The sequence below is a fragment of the Brevibacillus antibioticus genome (assembly GCF_005217615.1).
GTDB classification, from domain to species: domain Bacteria; phylum Bacillota; class Bacilli; order Brevibacillales; family Brevibacillaceae; genus Brevibacillus; species Brevibacillus antibioticus.
In genome coordinates, this window is the sequence record NZ_SZNK01000001.1 from 1,884,907 (window position 1) to 1,908,110 (window position 23,204).

The following is a 23,204-nucleotide window of genomic DNA, read 5'->3' on the forward strand; positions in this document are numbered from 1 at the left end:
CATTTAATATTAAATATTTAGGAAGATGGTGAGGTGCAAACATGACGAGAGCTATGGTACTAGGACTTTTATTAAAATCTGGACCGATGTCCGGCTATGAGATACAGCAGAAAATGATATCGGCTCAAACAGATAAGTGGGCTTATGTCCAGCCTGCTTCGATTTACCATGCATTAAAGAAGCTGGATCAGGAGGGATTTGTAGCTTTGGAAACGCTGGAGCAAACCGGGAATCGTTCCAAGGCAATCTATTCGATTACAGCAGAAGGAAAACAAGAGTTAAAACGCTTGCTGGTGAACGCCTTTCAGAACTCATCTGTGTCATTTCCCACAGATTTATACACCGCATTAACCTTTATGGATGAAGCTGAGTTGGATGACATTATCCTCGCCTTGGAAAAACAGCAGCAGGCCATCGAAAAAGTTTATGAGGACATGAAAGCAGGTCAGGAGGAAAAAGCCAAGATTATGGAAATCCCGCAAAATGTTCTGTACATCTTCCAAAACATCTATGAGCAATGCGAGCTACAGATGGGCTTTATCAATAAACTGAAGGAAGACTTTTTGACGCTAAAGCAGACTGGTTCCCACATAAAGTAGATCTTAAATCGCTTAGGAGGAGTTAAGATGGAGCTGGCAAGGAGCACTGCTCGTATGCAAAAATCCGCCTTGTTTGTCGTTGGATTGGCTGTATTCATTGACATGCTAATCTATGGTATGATTGTCCCCATTTTACCCAGATACGCCTCTTCGCTTGGTGCTTCACAAACAGAAATTGGTCTCTTGTTCAGTAGTTATGCTATTACGTTGTTCGTAGCAACCCCGATATTTGGGGCGCTCTCAGATCGAATCGGACGACGAGGGCCGATGCTTTGGGGCTTGCTTGGACTTGCAGGTGCCACATTGCTTTTCTCGTTTGCCGATAATTTCTGGCTGCTTGTCCTCGCACGAGCTATGCAGGGCATTTCTGCTGCAGTAACATGGACAGCGGGTCTTGCTCTTTTGGCCGACATTTATCCATCGGAAGAACGAGGAAAAGCGATGGGTATCGCTCTGTCCGGGCAAGCTGCCGGAACACTCATGGGGCCTTCTGCAGGAGGTTGGCTATATGAACTTGGGGGTTATCAGACACCGTTTCTTTTCGCCGCGGGGTTGGCAGTGCTCCTTGGAATATTATTCCTCACCTTATTGCGCAATCTTCCTGAGACAAAATCTGAGAAATTCACTTCTTCTTTTGGGGTACTACGGAATCGGCAACTGCTGATAATTACAGGTGTTGTTGTGATTGGTGCGGCAGTACCCAGTGTTTTGGAGCCTACTCTCCCTCTGCATTTGCAAAAAGTGTTCCAGGCTTCACCCGGATTCATCGGTCTGCTTTTTGCGATACCAACTCTAGCCTATGGTCTAGCCACCCCGTTTATTGGTTCTTTTTCTACACGGATCGGTCATGTCAAATCCATTTTAATTGGGCTTGTCATGGTAGCAATCTTTTTACCTTTGACCGCACTACCTGATGCCATATGGATGCAGGCTGGTATGCTTGCTCTTCTCGGTATTAGCATGGGAATGGTGCTTGCTCCATGTCTTCCGCAGCTTGCCGATATTGCCCAGAAAAGCGGTGTCAATTCCTATGGCGTTACCTTTGCGATCTATAATACGGCATATTCCATTGGGATGATGATTGGACCTCTGGCCAGTAGCGTTCTGACACAAGCGGCAAACTTACAAATTGCCTATGCAAGTCTTGGAGGACTGGTCCTGATTTATATGTTTTATCTTTTGGTGACCACTCGCACACCTACTGGTAGCAGATAAAGGAATCTTTCAGGCGGCCTTTGGCCGTCTATTTGTATGAGAGCGTTGCTTCTTTTTCCACTTTGTAATAGCGATCCCCGGTCTTCGGATTGAAGTATACACGACGCCTGATCGAGAATCGATCTGGGAACAGACTCAACAATTTCCCCCATTCTTGCTCTGAAGTGACACTCCGCTGCATTGCCAGCAGATTTTTGGAAGTTGAACATGTAGATGAGATTAAGGAACGGCTTTACGTCCTGCTTAATCATATCGTTAAAGATCTGCTGCAACATGATCCCTCCTCGGCGGCTAAAAGATTGAATAAATCGGACATCCGCCAAAAATCACAAGCGCTTACGCCAATGCCAAGCTAGGTCGAGCAGAGCAGCGACGGCAGCTCCCGCAGTGTACCGCACAAGGTCCGCTGTCAAAAAGCCCTTTCCTAATACCAACGCCCCAAGAGTTGTCTCCCGGATGGAATTGATCCAATCGGCCTGATACAATTGGCTGGCCTCGATCGCAAAGCAAAACGCGAGGCTGCACCACAGCGAGAAAGAAATCTCTTTATGAGCATAACAAGTGCGAAAGCCGAAGTAGATCATGCAAGCCCATAATGCATCGCCAAAATGCTCAGCTACAAAGACAGGCAACACATCGGCGAACGCTCTGGACCCTAGGCCCAAAGCCATGACAGTAAAAACGGCCACGATATACGCGACCCTGGCTCTCCATCGACACGTGGAGCGCTTGTTACATATGCCCATAGGTATCGTCCGGTAGTCCTTCCATTCGGCTTTGTGCATACACCATCAATCTTCCTCTTTTCTTTATGAATTTTTTGATAAGGGTACTTAAAACTTCATGAAAGTAATCGTAAATCTTGTAAAGCTATCTTTCTCACTCTCTACTTTAATCAAGGCATGATGTGCTTCGATAATGGCTTTGACTAACGCCAACCCAATCCCTGTCGAATCATGTTTTTTAGATCCTGTTGCTTTGTAAAATCGATCAAAAATATGCGATAAATCTTTAGGTACAATTCCTTCTCCAAAGTCTTGAATCACCAACTCCGTATAGATCGGCGTATCTTTTATTTGAATCATGATTGGGCTGCTGGGTTTGGAATGCTCGATCGCATTCTTCAGCAGGTTCAACAAAGCTTCCTGCATCCATAGTTTATCGTGGGCAACGACGATTTCCTTCGGCGCATCCCAGTTAATCGCAATATGCTTATCACTGATCATGCCTGTCAAGCGATCCAAAACTTCCTCGATCGTCTCCACCAAATTAGCTGGCTCTTTATCAAATGAAATAGCTCTCGCGTCGATTTTTGCTACCTTTAACAAATTTTGAATTAAGACATTCATTCTGGAAATTTGAACTTCATTATTTTGCAGGAGTTGAACTTGCTGCTGGCGAGGCAGTTCTGCATTCAACAACATTTCATTGTAGATGGATATCGTTGAAAGCGGCGTTTTTAATTGATGGGAGATATCTTGCAGCATTTGTGCTAAAAACTCTTTCTCTTCCAGAAGATCCTGCATGCTTTTTCGAATAATATCTTTCATGGAACGAAAGGAAGCCGCTAGTTTAGCAAGATCCCCTTCTTTATTTTCATTGATGACTACCGTGTAGTCCCCAACGATTATTTTTTTAGCTGCAGAAGTAAGTTGTCTAATTTTATGAAAGACCATCTTGTGTTGCAAATAGCTTGCACCTAGCAGCATCAATCCGAAACAAAACAATCCCCAATAAATCAATTGATTATGGCTGGAAATATGTTTATTTAATAAGGGAAAAAGCTCTGATTCCAAATCTTCATATAATCCATACTGCCTAAAAATCTCTCTTCCTTTTTCCTGATATGCACTTGAATAAGATGCGTGACTTGTTAAGACTTTCATAATTTCCGCTTCATTCTCTGGATTTTGTTCAACCAATCTAGCTGTAATCTCACCCCAGGTTGTAATGGTGTCTCTTTTCAAAGCATCATAAAACAGTTGGTGTGCAATAAACTGGTAAATAGTAACTAGAGATAACAGAACGGCCAGTACCGTCATATACCCTTTCCATTCGGTATTCTTCATCATCTTACTCTCTACTCACATCCTTATTCCACCGGTAACCTAATCCTCTTTGGGTGACGATAAACTCCGGATTTTTGGGGTCATCTTCCACTTTATCTCGTAGACGCTTAATGTATACAGATAGCGTATTTTCATCAAAAAAAGCATCTTCTCCTTCCGATACTTTCATCAGGAGATCATCTCTTTTTAGTGCTTTATGGGCGTTCATCATGAAAGTTAGCAGAAGCTTGTATTCAAGATTGGTTAATGGAATGCTTTCCTGATTTCTATAAACCTTGACGAGATTCGTATCTATTTTTATATTTTCAGATGCTAAGGTGATAGAGGAATTTTCCAACCTGCTACGTTTGCGCAATTGCACTTTCACTCTGGACATGAATTCCTTGACTCGGAAAGGTTTCGTTATATAATCGTCCCCGCCAATATCTAAGCCCATGACTATATTTGCTTCTTCATCCAAGGCCGTTAAGAAAATAATAACCGATGAATCGTTTTGTTTTTTGAAATGCAGACATAAATCATAGCCATTTCCATCTGGAAGGCCAACATCTAGGATCGCTAAATCAAAAGTATGATGATCAAACTGGTGTTTCGCTTCTTTTACACTAGAGGCTCTGACTACCGCATAACCTTCATTTCTCAATGAAAATTCGATGGCTAGACCAAGCGCCTCATCATCTTCCACAAGCAATATTTTATGCAAGGTTGTCCTCTCAATCCGAATAGCCCGACTATAAAATAGCCAGGCCCATTCTATTATTGTTCCCTGATCACATCGATAAGATTATCTTGTTGGATTTTTCTCAGTGGTAGCAGAACAGATAAAAAGCTGATGAACAAAGCTGAAACAAACGTAATGAGACAAGCTTTGTACGGGATCGTCCATTCAACCCTCAAGACACCGGAAGCCGCCAAATAGATAATATAAGAAAGTATACAACCGAAAAAGATCCCTTGCAAACTTCCAGAAAAACCGTAAATCAGCGCTTCATAGATGATCATTCTTTTCAAATCCCTTTGTGACATGCCTATAGATTTTAACGCAGCGAGTTCTTTTCGTCTGATGATGATGCTGATCGTAATCGTATTCAGGATATTGAGACTGCCAATCAAAGAAATGACTGTGATAAAACTGTATACCAGCACTTTTATGACGAGCTCCGAATCTTTCTTCACTTTATTCTCATCGGTGTAATTCACAATGGTAATGGCGTGTTTTTTGCCAATAGACTCCTCGATGTGAGCAACAGTTGCAAGTGATTGAGTCTTATCCTTCAAATCGATTTCAAAACGGAGGTCCTGTTCCTTCACTCCGGATACATTTTCAACAGACTTCAAAAGCGCCAAAATTTGCTGGCGTTCTGCTGAAAAATTTTCATGATCTTGTTCCAGATAGACGGATAGATCTGATTTCGTGGATAAGCCCTTCATATATTTGGATGCAAATGCGATATCCATCATAGACGAGAAAGTAATAAACAATACACTGGATATAATGATAGATAGAATCGTAATGGTATAACGATTTTTATTTCTTTTGACATTTTTCAAGGCTAGGCTCAAGGGAAAAGATAACGGCTTTCTCAGCACGATATTCTTGTGTTTTTTGATCGCCTCTTTTTTAATGGACAACCTGCTGCTGATGGCCAGCAGTGGGGATATTCTGCCCGCAAAATAAGCCGGATAATAACTGGACGCTAGTACAGCCGTCAGCGTAATGATTGAACTGATAAATAAAATCCGCCAATCGATATGAAAGAAAGAAACATCTGCACCATCTTCTAAAATGAGCGAGAAAATGGATTGGAGAGCAGCAACTGCCAATATGCTACATACAAGTCCAACCGGTATGGCGATAACAGCCAGCACAGCAGCTTCTCTCATCACGATTTGTCTAATTTGCTTTCGCGTAGCGCCGATGCTTCGGAGCAAGCCAAACTGCTTCATTCGCTCTACGACGCTGATTTGAAAAGCGTTGTATATCACAACAACTGTCGCGATCACAACAATACTGATGGCGATGACGAGCACGGCCAAAATCGATTGATTCGATCCCGGTTTCAAAACTTTGATCAATTCTTCATTGATAACCAGATTCTCGTCTTCTGTAAGTGATTTTATCTCCTCTAAAACCTCTTTAAAGTTCCCTTTCTCGTTTATTTCGGCTAAGATCCTACCCTCTCCCATAGCAAAATCATGTTTATAGGTTAGGAAACGGCCCACTTTATTTTTCTGAGTGAACGCGCGATTATCCAGTAAACCAACCAGTTGATAGGTTTGACCATCGAATGCAAATGAGTTGCCGATCTGCAGACCCTTTTTCATATAAGGAAGCGTCCATGAATCGACAACTGCTTCACGGTCATTGGCTGGTAATCTGCCATCAACGAGACTGTAGGTTAAAAACTCCATGGCGCTATGATCAGCGAAATTCTTTTGAACAGAAACATCTCCATCTCCAACCGGAACGATCCCGCCCTGAGACATCAAACCATACGAAGCTATTTGGGGATTATATTTGATTTTGTTTACTAGTGCTTCATCGTAATTGGAAATACCGATATGAAAAGAAAAGCCGTTTAACTTCTTGACGTTCTCGATTTGGGATAGTTGTGATCCTTTCATAAAAAGGCCGACTGTGGAAATTAATGCTACAGAGAGTATGATTCCGATCAAAGTCAAAATTGTTCGTTTCATATTCCCCTTTAAATACCTGCTGCTTAATTGTTTATAGCTGCTGACCAAAATCATTCTCCTCCAGTCTTTTGACTAATTCGCAGCAAGCCGTTGGTCTGAAATGATCGTACCGTCTTCTATCGTGATGATCCGGTCAGAAGCCGAAGCAATCGCAAGATCGTGCGTAATCAAGACAATGGTTTGATTGTATTTCCTGGCAGTCAATCGTAATAAATCCATGACTTCCTTCGTATTTCGTGTATCCAGATTACCTGTGGGCTCATCCGCCAAAATCAAATGCGGCCGATTCATTAAGGCTCTGCCGATGGAGACCCGTTGCTGTTGACCGCCCGATAATTCGGAAGGCAAGTGGTCTTTTCGTTCATGGAGACCCAGGATTTCAATCAGTTCATCCAAATACGTCATATCTATCGGTTCATCATCCAATAACGTGGGCAACGCGATATTTTCCTGGACATTCAATACCGGGATCAAATTAAAAAATTGAAAAATAAACCCGACTTTTCTTCTTCTAAATATCGAAAGCTCATCATCTGTATAATCGTAAATATTATGATCCCCAATGAATACTTGTCCTGAAGTTGGACGATCCAACCCGCCTAAAATATGCAGCAGTGTACTTTTACCAGAGCCGGAAACACCAACGATGGAAACAAACTCTCCTTGCTGAATCGACAGGTGAATCCCTTTTAAGGCATCCACCCTGCTATTTCCTTCCCCATAACTTTTCACCACGTTTTCCATTCGTACAACTTCCACACAGCTCATCCTCTCATCACTCAAACTCAATCTTGTACGTCTACGAAGTTTACTTTGTCTTCGCTATTTGCATATACGTCCCCGATTTCCTGTAAGACCTGGTTCACCTTATCTTTCTTCTTATAATCGAAGCTTCGATTTTCAAACTGGATCAAGGAGAGCGTAGACTCTGCTTCGGCTAATTGGTTGTAAGTCTGGTCGTCAACAATAACAAGATCAGCTTGTGGAATATACCCGATCCACATCTGATGTTTCACATACGCAACAGGTACCATCTGGCCGTTCAAATCGATTTGGTTATTCTTCATTTCATAATCACTTAAAGAGTAAAACAGATTTTGACCATTCGATAATTGTTTGATGCTGGTGACAGGGTCTGAAATAATGGATGAGCTGTCTGGATCTTGTCTAGCTCTGAGAATCCCCTTTTTGACGAATTGCTCAGCTGTGGATCGAGTAACAACTGAATACTTGATATCTCTTGTTTCAAATTCTTGACCCGTTTCTTTCTGATCTTGCTCTGACAATTTCGTCACTTTTTTCGTTGTAACCAATTTCATTTTGTAGTCAATCGTCTGTTTGGTGTTCTCTTTATACAACTCCTTGACCTTATTCGCATCGTTTTCTGTGCCAATAACGAGCACGCCATCGACCGCTTGTGATGGACCTTCTACAAATCGTTTTACTCCGAATCCAATCCCTGCAAAAATAACAATAACCACCAAGAAACCTATTACTTTTTTCATCTTAACTGCTCCCTTATAAACTATTTATGTCTGGATTATAAACGAGACTTTCCTGCAATTGAATGACTCTTGTCTAACGATTTTGACCTTCTTTCTTACATTTTAGTAAGAATGGAGATGAGGGAAAATAAAAAGGCTATCCTCCAGTCATTGTTCATGACTTGTGGGACAGCCTTCTCTACATTTTTGATTATGCTTCTTTAAGATCGAAACGATCTGCATTCATTACCTTCACCCATGCCGCTATGAAGTCACGCACAAACTTTTCTTTGTTATCGTCTTGCGCATAAACTTCTGCAATGGCACGTAGAACGGAGTTTGAACCGAACACGAGGTCTACAGCTGTTGCTGTACGTAGGACTTCTCCAGTTTTTCGATCACAGCCTTCAAATACGCCTCCGTCTACAGGCTTCCACTGTACGCCCATGTCTAGCACGTTAACAAAGAAGTCGTTCGTGAGTATACCTACGCGATCCGTGAAAACACCGTGTTGTGTGCCACCGTGGTTTGTACCGATAACACGCATACCGCCAACGAGTGCAGTCATTTCCGGAGCAGTCAGGTTTAATAGCTGTGCCTTGTCTATCAAGAGCTCTGCAGGACTTACACGATATTGCTTCTTCAGATAGTTCCGGAAACCATCAGCGATTGGCTCGAGCACAGCAAAGCTTTCTTCATCTGTCTGCTCTTGTGTTGCATCGCCTCGTCCTGGGGCAAAAGGAACCGTTACATCAAAACCAGCATCATGTGCAGCTTTTTCGACTGCGGCACTACCGCCGAGTACAATCAAATCAGCCATGCTGACTTTTTTACCAAAGTCCTCTTGAATGACTCCCAGGATCGTAAGCACTTTTTCTAGTTTTTTAGGTTCATTCACTTCCCACTCCTTTTGTGGAGCAAGACAGATACGAGCACCATTTGCGCCTCCTCGCATGTCAGAGCCACGGAAGGTACATGCGGAAGCCCAAGCCGTTGTTACCAGCTCGCTTACGGTAAGGCCCGAGTCTAAGATCCGCGTTTTTAGTTCTGCTACATCGGCATCTGTTAATGCATATTCAGCAGCGGGTACAGGATCTTGCCAGATGAAATCTTCTGCTGGAACTTCTGGGCCCAAATATCTTGAGCGAGGCCCCATGTCACGGTGTGTGAGTTTGAACCATGCACTTGCAAATGCATCTGCAAACTCCTCTGGATTCTCATAGTAACGACGAGAAATCTTTTCGTATGCTGGATCCAGACGTAAGGCCATATCCGCAGTGGTCATCATCGTTGGTACACGAACGGATGCATCTTCTGCATCTGGTGCAAGATGCTCATCAGCAGGATTTACAGCAGCCCATTGGTATGCACCTGCAGGGCTCTTGGTCAGCTCCCATTCATAGCCGAACAATAGTTCAAAGAAACCATTATCCCATTGTGTCGGATTCGCAGTCCAGGCACCTTCAATACCGCTGGAGATGGCGTCGCGACCTATACCGGAACCGTGTGTGCTCTGCCATCCTAAGCCCATTGCTTCCACAGGAGCAGCTTCCGGCTCTGGGCCAACAAGAGCTGCATCTCCAGCACCGTGAGCCTTCCCAAATGTATGGCCACCTGCCACGAGTGCAACGGTTTCTTCATCGTTCATTCCCATGCGTTTGAAGGTTTCGCGGATGTCACGAGCACTTGCAAGGGGATCTGGATTCCCGTTCGGACCTTCTGGGTTCACATAAATCAGACCCATTTGAACAGCAGCAAGCGGATTCTCGAGCTCACGATCTCCGGTGTAACGCTTATCGCCTAGCCAATCCTTTTCAGCACCCCAGTAAATATCTTCTTCTGGATGCCAAACGTCCGCGCGTCCGCCTCCAAAACCGATTGTCTTCCCGCCCATGGATTCAATAGCAGCATTACCTGCTAAAATAAGCAAATCGGCCCAAGAGATCTTGTTTCCATATTTTTGCTTGATCGGCCATAGCAGTCGACGAGCTTTATCAAGGTTGGCATTGTCTGGCCAGCTGTTAAGTGGCGCAAAACGTTGTGTGCCGGTTCCAGCACCACCACGGCCGTCTCCTGTACGATATGTACCAGCGGAGTGCCAAGCCATACGGATAAATAATGGCCCGTAATGTCCGTAGTCGGCAGGCCACCAATCTTGGCTGTTTGTCATAAGATCATAAAGATCCTGTTTTAGAGCCTGGTAGTCCAGCTTTTTGAACTCTTCTGCATAATGAAAATCTTCGCCCATCGGGTTCGATTTTCTGTCATGCTGATGCAGGATGTTCAAGTTCAACTGGTTGGGCCACCAGTGTTTGTTCGACGTAGCACTAGGGTTGTGATTTGTAGTGCTACCGTGTGAAAACGGGCACTTTCCAGTGTTAGCTGTTGCCATAGAGTCCATTTGTCCCTCTCCCATCATTTAGATTAAGTATTAGATAAGAATCCTTCTAATTAATTTATATAGCAGTTAACAAGGGAAATCAACCTCTTTTTGCTTACGATAAAATATATGAACTCTTTCATTTTCCATAGTATGCTGATTCTAACGTATGCATGGACCGGCTAGATTATGATCTTGTCACCAGCTCGTTAGCCTCTTTTCCTTACGGTTCCAGCTTGCGGTCAAGCTCCATTGTTCGGAATGGAAAACAAAAAGCCCACTATTCTCCCTGTAACGGAATGTGTGGGCTTTTGTGCGTAACTGTCTTACTTGATTGTTATTTGAAATTCTGATCCTGGCGCACCAGCAAATACGATTGTTCCGCGCTTCGGCAGAGTCATTTTGTTATTGCCGCTAACGATGGAATAGTTGAGAGGGTATTCTCCTTCCTCATCATATACCGTGAAAGAACCCTCCTTTGGTAGTTTGACCGTCATCGTTTTGCCTTCTGCCTCTGCCGGGACGGTAAACCATTGGGCATGCCCGTTCGCCGGTACCTTCACCTTTGCGTGATTTCCAGCATGGATTGGTTTTACATTCGCCTCGCTGACAAGTATGTTGGCGTTTAGCTTCAAATATTCGATGCCGTCTTCCGTGTAGAACTGGGCTTCCGTCGTATCTCGACCTGCCAATCCTGGGATCTGGATCTGACTCGTCGCTGTATTCGGACCTGTGATCTTTTTGTCCTCCCAATAACCCGGTTGACCGTTGGGGAAGCTAATTTCGATTATCGGTTGCTCAAAGAAATAAGACTCGGAGGTGTATTTCTCGTTCACGAGATAGTACTTCTTGCCTTCCCGTTTTGCCCAAGCTTCGACGGTTTCCTTCGGCAGCACGTTGGCTTCTAGTTTCTCCGCCGCATACTCTGACAGGGCTAGCTGCCCAAATCCCGGCAATGTCGTATAGCTTCTCTTCCACAAATACGTGCGTCCGTTCTTCTCGGTGACGAAGGTGACCTTGGACGTTCCGTTCTCGTTGATAAAGCTTCCGTCTGAAGCATATAAATATTTCGTCTCCATATCGTCTAGCATGGACAACTTTCCGTCCTCGCTGATTTCTACTCGGAACTGCAAATCATTGCTGGCGTAATAGCCTGCTGGGTTTATTACATCTTGGGGTATCTTGGTCTTCACTGGCTTACCGAATGATTTGTCCGGCTTGATGTTCTTGATTTCGCCTTTTACTTTCAGTGCTTGTAGCAGCAATTCACTTGCCAACAGTTGATTTGTGCCACTGTTGCCACCGGATGTTAACACGGCAGCTGCCATCCTTTTCTCAGGAAGCACAACGAGAGAAGCAGCATACACAGACAAGTCTCCGCCCTTGGCCAATCCCTTTATTCCGTAATATTGGAATACACCGAAAATGCTCCGGGGTCCGCCTTTAAGGTCTATTCAGACAACGCCTTCAGAAAGGTATCATGGGCATAGGTGTCATTATCCTCGAATAAAGAATCGCTCATTGATCCAGTTCCTCGCAGACCGGAGGAGTGATTCAATAGCATGCGCGGAGTAATGCACTTATACCGTTCGTCCTTCATCTTGAAATCGGTTATGTATTGGGCAACGGGAGTATCCAGATCAATTTTCCCTTCGTCTACCAATTTCATGACGGCTGCGGCCCCAAATACTTTGCTGACTGAACCGATCCCGTACATGGTATCCTTGGTCAGTGGCTTATCGTTCTTGCCGATCTGACCAGACACTGTGATTTTTCCGTTGTCAATTAGTGCATACTGAACGCTAAACGTTTTGGTGGAGTCGATAAGCAACGCAGCCTTCTCGGCAGCGGTTTTCGCCAATCCTTGGCTATCCGCAACCACAGGGGTAACGCTTGTAGCCATTGCTCCAGTTGGTGCCATCATAGTTAGGGCAAGTGTAGCGGATAGCACCCAAGATTGCTTTTTCTTCATGATAAATTCCTCCTGCAAATATAAGTCATGACATGGAATTCTCAGTCAGTTGAGTCCGGAGAAATCACTTCCCATTTTCCAAACAGTGTGAAACCCGCTGCCTTCGCCAATGCAGTAGACACATGGTTATCGAGTTGGCATCGGTACTGCGGTTCGTATCCTTGACCATAGGCGTATTTGCAGATGGAACGCACCACTTTGCGGGCGTGGCCTTTTCCTCTAAAGGACGTCAGCGTCAGTACACCAAGATCTGCAATTTGCACTTCCTTTTTCCATGGGTACATACTGGCAGCGCTGACCAGGCGATTTTGCTCAAAAGAACCGAACACTGCCCAGTGATCCAATTCAACATAAGCGTCATCCAAGTCTTGTTCCGAGGCGGATGATGTGAACTCGAAAAAAACCGACTCATCTTCCTCAGTTAGCCGGCGCAAGTCACCTTCGAGGTTTTCTTGCAACATTGCGTTCTTATCAGCTTTTGAAAAATAAAAAAGATAGTCTGCGCCATGCAGCGTGACGCCCGCTTCAATCAATTTCTGGCGAAAGATCGACTCAGACAAGGACTGTTGTTGAGAAAGGTCTATCTTATCAACCAGCGCAGGCGTCAATACCGCCATCACACGTCCGTCGGAGGTTTCCAGCACCATGACCCGACTGTCTTCTTCAAGTGCAGGGTTTATAGCAACAGTAAAAGATTCGTCGCTATAGAGGACGTCACCGTTCAAAAATTGCTTCCGCCAAAAGTCAGTGATCGTTTGAGAAAATCCGGGTACAGTCATTGTGTACACTTCCTTAATACAAGCTGAATGACATGGGCTAAACCATTGTGCGCCTTACCTGCCACACGCTCTTGTTCACCATAGAAGAAATGGATCACCTCATGACCTTCGCACCAAGCAAGAATATCTTTGGGATCATATAGCATTTCAATTTCTGGAGGGCCGCCCGTCCTATACTTTACTTGTTCCTTGGAGAAGACCTCAAGCATCAGAAGTCCTTTGGGCTTTATCGCCTTTTTCATTTTATTAAGAACCGAGGTCTGCGCTTCTTTATGAAAATGTCCATATACCATAATGGCGGCGTCATATTCCTCACGCGGGACATCTTCCTCCAAAAGGTCAATTTTTTGGGTCTGTACGTCAACGCCATGCTTCCGAGCCAGTTTTTTCGTTTTCTGCAAGCCGCTCTCCGCATAGTCAATCGCTGTCACAATATGATTTCTTTTTGCTAGAAAAACAGCATTCCGGCCTTCACCCTCTGCAAACGCAATCACTTTTTGACCTTGTTCTAGCCGAAACGCTTGTTGTTGAATAAAAACGTTAGGTTCTTCCCCGTAATAATATTCATCCGAATGAAACCTCTCATTCCAAATATTCCCCATGTTCACCAACCTCCTTTGATTAAATGCAATCATGATGGTAGATTTCTGTTGCATGTGTGCAGAGAACGCCGTGGTGATTTTAAATGACTATTATAGAGTTATTATATCCATGATAACTTTGAAACAGATGGCGTGTCAAGGTCAATGACAGGTCAGATCACCTACTCAAGAGCCTTTCTTTAACCTACCTCTTGACCTTAGGTCTGACCTAAGGTGTATGGTTGAGATATTCCACCACATCTCTAGGGAGTAACGTTTATGAAGAGTGAAATCACCATTAGCGAATTAGCCAAGCTTATGAATGTGTCTGTTCATCAGATTCGTTATTTTGAAGAGAAAGGAGTTCTTCTACCTGCTTACGTAGATAATAATCAGTACAGGATGTACAGCATGGATCAAGTTTACCAGCTCGCACATATTCTGCTGCTGCGCAAATTGGGGGTGCCTGTCCAGTCGATTAAAGAATGTATGACTTCCTATTCTGCTAATCAATACGGGCAGCTACTCCATCATTCTTTACGAGAAATAAAGGCAGAGATACTTCGCCTTCAAGAACTTCAAGATTTCATAAACAGGGTATTGCATGAACAAAAGAATTTTATTTCGCACTCCAATGACTACCAAATAAAGTGTCGTGAAACTACCTATTTGGCACGGTGGATAGAAATGGATTCACAAATGAAGCTAAACGCCAAACTGTTAACTGAACAGGCCAAGTCTGTCCCGAACTTGTTCGAATCGGACATTCATTTTATCGAGGATGGTTCCGGAACCATTACGTTATACACGGAAACAGAAGCGCCAGGCGACTTTACGTTGCCCAGCGGCAAATATCTTTCTACCCAGAGGCTGATCCATGAAGATGATGAGCTTGAACAATTGATTGAACAATTTTACGCCTATGCTGTAGCACAGTCTTATGGTATCCAGGGACCCTTGATCCTCATTGAAAGATCTTACTTATCCCTATTTAGTCCAAGCCAACTGCACTATGATCGGCGAGCGCTCCCTCCTGTGAAACTCAAGTCTTTTTGATAGGAAAGTGAGTTTTAATAAGAATACCCCGCCATCAAGATCTCTGTTCATACAGCTTAACGATTTCGATGATGGTGTTCACAGCCTGCATCATGTTGTCAACGGAAACATACTCGAACCGCCCGTGGTAGTTTTCCCCGCCTGTGAAAATATTTGGTGCTGGCAACCCCATGTAGGATAGCTGGGAGCCATCCGTACCACCGCGAATTGGTTGAATAATCGGCACGATTCCGAGGTTTTCTAGTGCTTGTGTAGCGATGTCCACTACTTCCATTACAGGCTCAATCTTTTCTCGCATGTTGAAGTATTCGTCTTTAATTTCGAGCTCAATTCGCTTCTCACCGTATTTTTTCTGTAATTCTTCTACGATACGAGTTAGTTCGGACTTTCTTTCCTGATACCGATTTCGATCGTGATCCCGAATCAAATAACGAAGCTGCGTCTGCTCGACGTCACCTTGAATGGAAGACAGATGATAGAAGCCTTCGTAGCCTTCCGTCTCCTCAGGTGTTTCATCAGCCGGTAGCTTTCCATGCAGCTCCATGGCTAGTTTAGCAGCGTTGACCATCTTGCCTTTGGCCGAGCCGGGGTGAACGTTCTTCCCTTTACAGGTAATGGTGGCTGTCGCAGCATTAAAGCTCTCGTACTCGATCCCGCCGAGAGGACCGCCATCCATCGTATAGGCATATACTGCGTCGAAGGCGGACACATCAAATTTATCAGGGCCTCTGCCGATTTCTTCATCCGGGGTGAAGGCCACTCTTACTCTCCCGTGTTTCAGTTCTGGATGTCGAATCAGATAAGCCATAGCGGTCATGATTTCGGCAATACCGGCTTTATCATCAGCGCCAAGTAATGTGGTACCATCTGTCGTGATTAACGTGTGGCCTTTGTAGCCAGCCAGCTCTGGAAACTCGTGTGGCGTGAGGACAATATTCTGTGCTTCATTCAAAACAATGTCTTGTCCATTATAATTTTCAATGACTTGCGGCTTCACGTCAGCGCCGGTAAAATCGCTGGCCGTATCCATATGAGCAAGAAAACCGATTGTTGGAATTTCTTTGTCTGTATTGGACGGTAGGGTTGCCATTACATAACCGTACGAATCCATCGTAACTTCCTGCATACCTATGGCTTTCAGTTCGTCTACGAGCATTTGGGCCAACACTAGCTGCCCTGGTGTAGACGGGCACGTTTCGCTGTTCTCATCGGATTGGGTGTCAACTTGTGCGTAAGAGATGAATCTATTTATGATTTCGTTTTTCATGGTCTTATCTCAACTCCAGTACAATTAGTCAAACCGATTCAAAAAAGGGTCAATCTCGTGACAAATTCTACCACGACCCCCGTCGATTCTTCAATCATTACGCCATATTGCTTGCTCGAATAGAAGAGTAAATCAAGCATTAACTGTATAGTGATGAAACCAACGAAGTAATCACCATTCTCATAAAAATCGGTATTGAACTGACTCTGAAAAATAAAACAGCGGCGATCCAGACCAGAAAATACAGTCTTAGACTCACCGCTGTTTTGATCGAAATAGCTAACCTCGTTCGTTGAAGAAGTGACATACTATCCAGTAACTTATTCCCCTTTCAATTGATAGGTGAGTTGCACAACCCCAGAGGAGAAAGTTCTTGTATTCACCAATTTTACATTCACCCTCTGTTTTATATCGATAAATAGCGGTTTTCCTTCTCCCAAAATCACAGGGTGAACAGATAATCGAAATTCATCTACAAGCTCTAAATTGATAAAAGTTGTAATCAGACTAGCTCCACCATATAGCCAGATGTCTTTACCAGGTTTATTCTTTAATTGATTGACTACTTCAAGAATATTTTCATTGATGAATATTGCTTTATTATCAGTCCCTTTTTGTGTCTTGGAAAACACATATTTTTCTTTACTATGAACCAATCCCCAAATCTCTTTTTCCGTATCCGTATGTTCCATTTCTGGCGAAAATTGTCCCCATAAATCATAACTTTTTCTTCCATATAGAATCGTGTCAATCTGATGTAAGAAAGGAACAAACCCCATCTCAGCGTCCATTATGCACCAATCAACTTCCCCATTTTTCCCTTCAATAAAACCATCTAAGCTAACGGCTAAATCTAAAATGATTCTTCGTTTCATGAATCGTTACTCCTTTCGTTGATCATCTACTCCCATTTTAGACCTTGAAATATGTCACCTTGTGTCTTATTTGTAGCAGAAGGGTTTATCACTATGGGGCGTTCTCATGTCCATGCATCCGGCAACAAATGTCCTTCTGCTACCAGCTTTGAGTTGCCTTCCAAGTAAACGGATTCGGCAGCATAATCTGTGAGATGGTAAGAAATTTTAAGTGGTCCCCCTCGAGTAAGCAGGTTCACAGAGGTATCTACATGTCCTAAAATACCGGCAATGACTGCTGCGGCAGTCGATCCGGAACCACAAGCATAGGTCTCTGCCTCTACTCCACGCTCATAGGTTCTAATGCTAAGCGTTTGTCTATCAATCCGTTCCACAAAATTTACATTGGTACCATTGGGAAACTGCTGCTGATCATTTCTGACCATTCGTCCCCATTCTCTGAGCTGGTCGTCCGCTATCGCGAGAACATTTTCGACAAACCAGACCGTGTGGGGAACTCCGACAACCCCATAGTGGTAGACGCCGCTCGGTCCATCCCATTCATATGGCTGATTCAGCTTCAGCGCTTGCAATTGAACGTCGGGGAACTTGACCTTCACATCGTTCTGATTGAGCTCTGCCTGATAGATTCCCGCCATCGTTTCAAAACTCATTTTCGTCTTGGCTGCTCCGATGTGGTAAGCAAAACGCGATATGCACCTTGCACCATTGCCGCACATTTCTCCTTCACTGCCATCTGCGTTGAAATACCTCATCTTAAAATCGGCGATGTTGGAATTCTCCAGTAGCATAAACCCATCCGCACCGATTGAAGTACCTCGCCTGCATACCTTTTGGACAAAGGCTGAAAGCGCTACCACGTTCAACAGACCATCGCGATTGTCTACTACAATAAAGTCGTTGCCACAGCCATTCATTTTTTTAAACGGGATTCCACGTTCAAACATTTCGCTCCCCCTTTTTTTCGATGATCAGTTCCTTATTTTCATCCAAGCGACTGCTCCACAGGTTGGACTGGGGAGCAGTCACCTTGCTTTAAGAAGGATGGATTGGAGCAAATGATTGATAGAGATGACAAGCGACCGATTGCCCTTCTATTTCACGCAGCTTTGGCAACTCGACTTTGCATATTTCCATCCTGGAACGGCAGCGTGGATGGAATTTGCATCCCTGCGGCGGATTAGACGGAGACGGGAGCTCCCCCGACAACACAATTTGCTCTCGCGTATCATCAGGATCGGTAATGGGTTTGGCTGAAAGCAATGCTTGTGTATAGGGGTGCAGCGATCGTTCAAACAGCTTCTCTTTCTCAGCATACTCGATGATTTCACCTAAATACATGACTGCCACCTTATCGGCAATGTGCTCCACTACGCTCAAATCATGCGAAATGAAGACATAGGTCAAGGAAAATTGTTCTTGCAAATCCTGTAGCAAATTAAGAATTTGCGATTGAATCGACACGTCTAGTGCGGAGACAGGCTCATCTGCGATAATCAGCTTTGGCCGAAGAATCAGGGCGCGGGCGATGCCAATTCGTTGTCTTTGCCCTCCGGAAAATTCGTGAGGATAGCGAGATAGATGCTGCTTGCTCATGCCGACAATCTCAATCGTTTCTTCCAATAGCGCTTGTCGCTGGCCTCGGGGAATACCGTGCGAAATCAGTGGCTCCGTCAAGATGTGCCCGATTGTTAGCTTCGGGTTCAATGTTTCAAATGGATTTTGAAAAACCATTTGCATATTTCGCCTTACTGCACGCATTTCATTTTTGTTCATTTTTCCTATATCGTTACCTTGGAAACGAATCTCGCCTTGGACCGGCTCCAGCAAACGCAGAATACATTTTCCCAATGTAGACTTTCCGCAGCCTGACTCCCCGACAATCCCCAGCGTTTCTCCTTCATGTACGCTCACGTCAATCCCGTTAAGAGCATGAACATCATGCGGTTTTTGAAGCCACCCTTTTTTCATGCGAAACAGTTTACGCAGCCCTTTCACTTCCATGATTGGAGTCGTCATCCACCTACCACCGAGCTTTCCTGTTCATGATCCTTGTCTTGGGTAAATAACCAGCATCGACAAGAAGTATGCTGATCCACTGGAAGGAGCACAGGATTCTGCTCCCAACATATCGCCATCACTCTATCGCATCGCGGGGCAAACCGGCACCCATTGGGTTTGTTTTCCGGTGACGGCACACTGCCTTTTATGCTGTGAAGTCTCTTTGCACGTTTCCTTGGCGTCGATTGTAGCAAACCTACGGTGTACGGGTGCTTCGGATTGCGCAGCAACGACCGTACGTCCGCTGTTTCAATCGCTTGGCCCGCATACATCACCATGACGCGGTCGCACACTTCAGCGACCACCCCTAAATCATGCGTAATCATGATTACTGACATGCCGATATCCTTTCTGATTTTTTTGATCAGATTCAAGATTTGCGCTTGAATGGTCACATCCAATGCGGTCGTCGGTTCATCAGCGATCAGCAATGACGGATTGCATGCGATCGCCATGGCAATCATCACCCGCTGCCTCATTCCTCCTGACAAACGGTGCGGGTAATCCCTGTATATCTCTTCTGCTCGGGAGATACCTACCACGGTAAGCAATTCCAGTACCCGTTGCTTTACCGCCGCTTTGCTTTTACCCTCATGCTCGTGCAGTACTTCACTGATTTGTCGGCCGATTGTCAACACCGGATTTAACGAATGCATCGGTTCCTGAAAAATCATCGCCATTTCCTTGCCTCTGAGACTGCGCATCTCGTCTTCACTCAGCGCAAGTACTTCTTTCCCGTTGAATCGAATGCTTCCAGTCAAAGTGGCATTATTGTCCAACAGTCGCATGAGCGAGAGCGAAGTGGCGCTCTTGCCGCACCCCGACTCTCCGACAATTCCCAGCGTCTCCCCTTTTTTCACATGCAAATCAAGCTGATCAACAACCGTAATCGTACCCGACTCTTTCGAGAACCGGGTTGTCAGCCCTGTCACTTCCAAAACATTGTCCATAAATGGAGTCCCCTCTCCCATCCTCTTATTGCCCATTTACTTTTGCGTACGAGGATCAAAAATATCACGCAAGGCATCTCCCAGCCGGTTTACTGCCAATACAACAATGGTGATGGCCAATCCCGGGTATGTCGCAAGCCACCAGGCATCGGACAGATAATCTTTTCCTTCGTTCAACATGGTCCCCCATTCGGGAGTCGGCGGCTGGGCACCCAAGCCGATAAAGCCCAATGCAGCCGTATCCAGAATCGCTCCCCCGACGAACAATGTCATGTAAACGAACAACACATTCGTAATATTGGGAAGAACCTGAAAAAGGATGATCCACCAGGTCGGCGTCCCGATCGATCTGCTGGCTTCCACATATCCAGACGACATGATGACGAGCGTCGCTGCCCTGATCAGACGCGCAAAGCTGGGAATCGAAGAAATGCCGATTGCGATCATCGCATTGGTTTGACTCGGTCCAAGCGCCGCGACAATGGCCAAGGCCAAAATGATCCCCGGCAAGGCGAGCAAAATATCCATCATTCGCATGAGCAGGTGATCAATGAATCCTCCCACATACGCACTGATGACACCGATTATCGTTCCTGCCGCTACTGTGATGCCGACCGCCATGACAGCAACCACAAGCGTAACGCGCGTTCCATATAAAATACGGGAAAACAAATCGCGGCCGATCGCATCCGTTCCGAGAACATGCTTGGCAGACGGACCTTGCAAAAAGGCTTCGTAGTTACTTTCAGTAGGGTCATAAGGAGCGATCCAAGGCCCGACAATTCCAATCACAGAAATGAGTAAAAGCACCACCAAGCTTAGTTTCGCTGCTCGCTGTTTCTTGATTTTTTCCCAAAAGGCAAGCTTGGGAAAAATTCCGAATTTGGCATGCGTCGCCCCATGTGCGACGGTTTTGCTCACCTCATTCAAGTTACCGCCCCTCCTTTTCCGTAATGAGGTCAATACGCGGATCAATCAAACCATAGAGGAGGTCGACCATCATATTTACCACGACATAGACAAAACCCATAAGCAGCACAATGCCCTGAATCATCGGAAAATCACGGGCTGAAATCGCACGGATAGCTAATGTGCCGATTCCAGGCCAGTTGAACACTTGTTCGATGATAACTGCCCCGCCCAGCAGAGTCGCGATTTGCAAGCCTACCACCGTTACAACAGGAATCAGGACATTGCACAAAGCGTGTCGGAATAGGATGATCGACTCCCTCAATCCCTTGGCCCGTGCCGTTCGAATGTAATCGTGGGAAAGCACTTCGACCATACCTGAACGCGTCAGTCTGCTAATCATCGCGGAAGACAAAACGCCTAAGGTACAAGCAGGCAAAACAAGATCCGTCCATCCCGTACCGCCCGCGATTGGAAACCAACCTAATTGAACGGAAAAGAACATGATGACGATTAACCCAAGCCAGAAGCTCGGCAGCGATAATCCGATCGAGGCTGCCGCCATTAGCATAAAGTCCAAGAGCGTATTCTTGTATTTCGCAGCGATCATTCCCATCGTTAAGCCAATCACGACTGCGATGCCAATCCCAGCAAAGGCTAGCTTGGCCGTTGCCGGAAATCGTTCCATGATTTCCACGATGACAGGTCTTTCTGTCTGTAAGGAAGTCCCGAAATCTCCTTGGATGACTTTTTCCATGTAGGTCAGGTACTGATGAGGAAGGGGCTGATTAAGCCCCATTTGTTCACGTAACTGTTCAACTTGTGCTTTTGTAGCCTTTTCCCCTAACATGATCCGTACCGGATCTCCAGGAATAAAATGAACGAGCGCAAACGAAAAGATGGAAATGCCGAGGAGGACAATCACTCCCGATAGCATCCGATTCAACAAATACTGTTTCATGATTCGATCACTCCTCTCTTCCGGAATGCGTATGGCTAAAATCGCTTGGGAATTTGGCGATAGGAGCCCATCATGCGAATTACCGTTTGATTTCCGTCTCGTATAAAGCGTACGGTTTGATCCGACCCTTCAACGTTCACGAGAAAAACGTCTTCGTCGATCGCTTTTAAAGAGAATGAGTCCGAATGATCGACCGTTACGATCAGCGCGTCTGCATCCACGCTTACCTGAAGATGAATTCCGTCCATAGAGCCGTACTCGCCCGCATATTCAAGCAGATGATCTGTCGGGAGGTCATATTCCTTATAGGTGACAGGTGTTGATTTCGCCGGACGATTCTCGATGCAGTGAAACGTGCCATGTGCCAGTGCAGCAGCCGGCGATCCGCTGAGATTGGTGAGCGCCACGGCAGCCAATCCGTTCTCGGGAATGATGCTCATGTGGGCTTGGATCCCTTTCTCTCTGCCGCTATGGCCCAGCATCACAGCACTGTAGAAATTGGGGGTAATCGCTACACCATACCCGTAATATTGGTTATATTCGCATCGGAAATAAGGGGTGGTCATCTGCTGCACACTTTCCGTGCGAAGAATTCGTTCCTTGCCAATCATACCTTTCGTTCGAAACAGCTCTGTGTATCTCATCATGTCGGTGAGCGTTGATTTTAATCCGCCGGATGATTGAAACGGTGGTGTCTCAAATAGCGTTGTTCGATCCTCGTACCCATCCAACTCCACCAAGGAAAAGCAACTATGCTGCATTCCCGCTGGTTGGAGAATATGCTCCTTCACATACGTTGAATAGGGCTTGCCGCTTGCCCGCTCAACAATTGCTCCCAGTAGCGTATAGCAATCATTGGAATAACTGAACTCCGTACCTGGTGTACCCAATAAAGTAAATTCCAGTTGTGCCATATAGGTCATCAATTCCTCATAGGTGTTCATCCCACGCTTGAGTGCTTCATCGGCGCAAGATAATGGCGGCAAACCGGAGGAATGGGTTAGAAAGTTGTGAATGGTGATTGCTTCCGTTGCACTTCCCGTTTTCACATGAAACTCCGGCAAAAAACGGGAAACAGGATCGGCAACCGTCAGTTTTCCCGCTTCCTGTAGCTGCATGATCGCAATAGCGGTAAACGACTTCGTAATCGAAGCGATTCCGAATAAAGTATCAACTGTCGCTACCTGACCTTGCTCGGCATTACGATAGCCGAAGCCTTTGGCATAAACGAGCTGTCCGTGTTTGGCCACTCCAACTGCAGCTCCAGGCACCTTGCTTCCCAACATTGTTTCTCGTACAAACTCCTCATAACTCACGAACCATTCCTGATTGTTCATGACCTCTTCCCC

Annotated in this window: 20 protein-coding genes and 1 pseudogene; 3 read left to right on the forward strand and 18 right to left on the reverse strand. The window is 45.2% G+C overall.

Annotation, left to right across the window (positions count from 1 at the left end; genetic code table 11):
- Positions 1-41 precede the first annotated feature (41 nt).
- Positions 42-599 (forward strand): PadR family transcriptional regulator, encoded by a 558-nt coding sequence (locus E8L90_RS08575; protein WP_137028940.1) that lies wholly within the window; start codon positions 42-44, stop codon positions 597-599.
- 27 nt (positions 600-626) lie between these two features.
- Positions 627-1,814 carry an MFS transporter gene (locus E8L90_RS08580; RefSeq protein ID WP_137028942.1) on the forward strand — a complete coding sequence of 396 codons (1,188 nt, stop codon included), beginning with the start codon at positions 627-629 and terminating at the stop codon, positions 1,812-1,814.
- A 326-nt stretch (positions 1,815-2,140) separates the two neighbouring features.
- On the opposite strand, the gene E8L90_RS08590 is transcribed toward E8L90_RS08580, so the two are convergent.
- The 10 genes and pseudogenes from E8L90_RS08590 to E8L90_RS08635 all read right to left on the reverse strand — a co-directional run bounded on the left by E8L90_RS08590 (position 2,141) and on the right by E8L90_RS08635 (position 13,797).
- Positions 2,141-2,560: a ribosomal maturation YjgA family protein gene (locus tag E8L90_RS08590; RefSeq protein WP_244297181.1), complete on the reverse strand. Its 420-nt coding sequence runs from the start codon at positions 2,558-2,560 to the stop codon at positions 2,141-2,143.
- Between the two features lie 87 nt (positions 2,561-2,647).
- Positions 2,648-3,883: a sensor histidine kinase gene (locus E8L90_RS08595; protein WP_137028948.1), complete on the reverse strand. Its 1,236-nt coding sequence runs from the start codon at positions 3,881-3,883 to the stop codon at positions 2,648-2,650.
- Positions 3,884-3,887: 4 nt separating this feature from the next.
- Positions 3,888-4,586, reverse strand: a complete 699-nt coding sequence (locus E8L90_RS08600) for a response regulator transcription factor (protein WP_137028950.1) — start codon at positions 4,584-4,586, stop codon at positions 3,888-3,890.
- A gap of 53 nt (positions 4,587-4,639) precedes the next feature.
- The gene (locus E8L90_RS08605) at positions 4,640-6,628 is read right to left on the reverse strand and encodes an ABC transporter permease (RefSeq protein ID WP_137033343.1); all 1,989 of its coding nucleotides are present in this window, start codon (positions 6,626-6,628) and stop codon (positions 4,640-4,642) included.
- A 24-nt stretch (positions 6,629-6,652) separates the two neighbouring features.
- Positions 6,653-7,339 (reverse strand): ABC transporter ATP-binding protein, encoded by a 687-nt coding sequence (locus E8L90_RS08610; protein ID WP_137028951.1) that lies wholly within the window; start codon positions 7,337-7,339, stop codon positions 6,653-6,655.
- 26 nt (positions 7,340-7,365) lie between these two features.
- Positions 7,366-8,085 (reverse strand): lipoprotein BA_5634 family protein, encoded by a 720-nt coding sequence (locus E8L90_RS08615; RefSeq protein ID WP_137028953.1) that lies wholly within the window; start codon positions 8,083-8,085, stop codon positions 7,366-7,368.
- 190 nt (positions 8,086-8,275) lie between these two features.
- Positions 8,276-10,465 (reverse strand): catalase/peroxidase HPI, encoded by a 2,190-nt coding sequence (gene katG / locus E8L90_RS08620; protein WP_137028955.1) that lies wholly within the window; start codon positions 10,463-10,465, stop codon positions 8,276-8,278.
- Between the two features lie 305 nt (positions 10,466-10,770).
- Positions 10,771-12,314, reverse strand: a pseudogene (locus E8L90_RS08625) (serine hydrolase domain-containing protein); the annotation flags it as partial.
- 143 nt (positions 12,315-12,457) lie between these two features.
- Positions 12,458-13,195, reverse strand: a complete 738-nt coding sequence (locus E8L90_RS08630) for a GNAT family N-acetyltransferase (RefSeq protein ID WP_137028957.1) — start codon at positions 13,193-13,195, stop codon at positions 12,458-12,460.
- Positions 13,192-13,797, reverse strand: a complete 606-nt coding sequence (locus E8L90_RS08635; protein WP_137033345.1) for a class I SAM-dependent methyltransferase — start codon at positions 13,795-13,797, stop codon at positions 13,192-13,194. The genes E8L90_RS08630 and E8L90_RS08635 overlap by 4 nt, the downstream gene beginning before the upstream one ends.
- A 258-nt stretch (positions 13,798-14,055) precedes the next feature.
- Between E8L90_RS08635 and E8L90_RS08640 the strand changes: the two genes are divergently transcribed.
- Positions 14,056-14,832 (forward strand): MerR family transcriptional regulator, encoded by a 777-nt coding sequence (locus E8L90_RS08640; RefSeq protein WP_137028959.1) that lies wholly within the window; start codon positions 14,056-14,058, stop codon positions 14,830-14,832.
- A gap of 34 nt (positions 14,833-14,866) precedes the next feature.
- Here E8L90_RS08640 and pepT read toward each other — a convergent pair whose 3' ends face one another.
- The 8 genes from pepT to E8L90_RS08680 all read right to left on the reverse strand — a co-directional run bounded on the left by pepT (position 14,867) and on the right by E8L90_RS08680 (position 23,192).
- Positions 14,867-16,099 carry a peptidase T gene (gene pepT / locus E8L90_RS08645; protein WP_137028960.1) on the reverse strand — a complete coding sequence of 411 codons (1,233 nt, stop codon included), beginning with the start codon at positions 16,097-16,099 and terminating at the stop codon, positions 14,867-14,869.
- 320 nt (positions 16,100-16,419) lie between these two features.
- Positions 16,420-16,974 (reverse strand): dihydrofolate reductase family protein, encoded by a 555-nt coding sequence (locus tag E8L90_RS08650; protein WP_137028962.1) that lies wholly within the window; start codon positions 16,972-16,974, stop codon positions 16,420-16,422.
- A gap of 104 nt (positions 16,975-17,078) precedes the next feature.
- Positions 17,079-17,921: a diaminopimelate epimerase gene (gene dapF / locus E8L90_RS08655; protein WP_137028964.1), complete on the reverse strand. Its 843-nt coding sequence runs from the start codon at positions 17,919-17,921 to the stop codon at positions 17,079-17,081.
- 88 nt (positions 17,922-18,009) lie between these two features.
- A complete protein-coding gene (locus E8L90_RS08660; RefSeq protein ID WP_137028966.1) occupies positions 18,010-18,993 on the reverse strand; it encodes an ABC transporter ATP-binding protein in 984 nt (327 codons plus the stop codon).
- The gene (locus E8L90_RS08665) at positions 18,990-19,985 is read right to left on the reverse strand and encodes an ABC transporter ATP-binding protein (protein WP_137028968.1); all 996 of its coding nucleotides are present in this window, start codon (positions 19,983-19,985) and stop codon (positions 18,990-18,992) included. Before E8L90_RS08665 ends, E8L90_RS08660 begins: the two co-directional genes overlap by 4 nt.
- Positions 19,986-20,021: 36 nt before the next feature.
- Positions 20,022-20,915 carry an ABC transporter permease gene (locus E8L90_RS08670; RefSeq protein ID WP_137028969.1) on the reverse strand — a complete coding sequence of 298 codons (894 nt, stop codon included), beginning with the start codon at positions 20,913-20,915 and terminating at the stop codon, positions 20,022-20,024.
- 1 nt (position 20,916) lies between these two features.
- Positions 20,917-21,855 carry a nickel ABC transporter permease gene (nikB, locus tag E8L90_RS08675; protein WP_137028971.1) on the reverse strand — a complete coding sequence of 313 codons (939 nt, stop codon included), beginning with the start codon at positions 21,853-21,855 and terminating at the stop codon, positions 20,917-20,919.
- Between the two features lie 35 nt (positions 21,856-21,890).
- Complete coding sequence (locus E8L90_RS08680; RefSeq protein ID WP_137028973.1) at positions 21,891-23,192, reverse strand: serine hydrolase domain-containing protein; 1,302 nt, start codon at positions 23,190-23,192, stop codon at positions 21,891-21,893.
- Positions 23,193-23,204: the final 12 nt, after the last annotated feature.

Coding starts and splice junctions, on each gene's coding strand:
- katG (WP_137028955.1), bottom strand. CDS start 10,465: ATGGACTCTATGGCAACAGCTAACACTGGAAAGTGCCCGTTTTCACAC.
- E8L90_RS08635 (WP_137033345.1), bottom strand. CDS start 13,797: ATGGGGAATATTTGGAATGAGAGGTTTCATTCGGATGAATATTATTAC.
- dapF (WP_137028964.1), bottom strand. CDS start 17,921: ATGTTTGAACGTGGAATCCCGTTTAAAAAAATGAATGGCTGTGGCAAC.
- E8L90_RS08590 (WP_244297181.1), bottom strand. CDS start 2,560: ATGGGCATATGTAACAAGCGCTCCACGTGTCGATGGAGAGCCAGGGTC.
- E8L90_RS08660 (WP_137028966.1), bottom strand. CDS start 18,993: ATGACGACTCCAATCATGGAAGTGAAAGGGCTGCGTAAACTGTTTCGC.
- pepT (WP_137028960.1), bottom strand. CDS start 16,099: ATGAAAAACGAAATCATAAATAGATTCATCTCTTACGCACAAGTTGAC.
- E8L90_RS08580 (WP_137028942.1), top strand. CDS start 627: ATGGAGCTGGCAAGGAGCACTGCTCGTATGCAAAAATCCGCCTTGTTT.
- nikB (WP_137028971.1), bottom strand. CDS start 21,855: ATGAAACAGTATTTGTTGAATCGGATGCTATCGGGAGTGATTGTCCTC.
- E8L90_RS08615 (WP_137028953.1), bottom strand. CDS start 8,085: ATGAAAAAAGTAATAGGTTTCTTGGTGGTTATTGTTATTTTTGCAGGG.
- E8L90_RS08595 (WP_137028948.1), bottom strand. CDS start 3,883: ATGAAGAATACCGAATGGAAAGGGTATATGACGGTACTGGCCGTTCTG.
- E8L90_RS08575 (WP_137028940.1), top strand. CDS start 42: ATGACGAGAGCTATGGTACTAGGACTTTTATTAAAATCTGGACCGATG.
- E8L90_RS08665 (WP_137028968.1), bottom strand. CDS start 19,985: ATGGACAATGTTTTGGAAGTGACAGGGCTGACAACCCGGTTCTCGAAA.
- E8L90_RS08680 (WP_137028973.1), bottom strand. CDS start 23,192: ATGAACAATCAGGAATGGTTCGTGAGTTATGAGGAGTTTGTACGAGAA.
- E8L90_RS08640 (WP_137028959.1), top strand. CDS start 14,056: ATGAAGAGTGAAATCACCATTAGCGAATTAGCCAAGCTTATGAATGTG.
- E8L90_RS08650 (WP_137028962.1), bottom strand. CDS start 16,974: ATGAAACGAAGAATCATTTTAGATTTAGCCGTTAGCTTAGATGGTTTT.
- E8L90_RS08630 (WP_137028957.1), bottom strand. CDS start 13,195: ATGACTGTACCCGGATTTTCTCAAACGATCACTGACTTTTGGCGGAAG.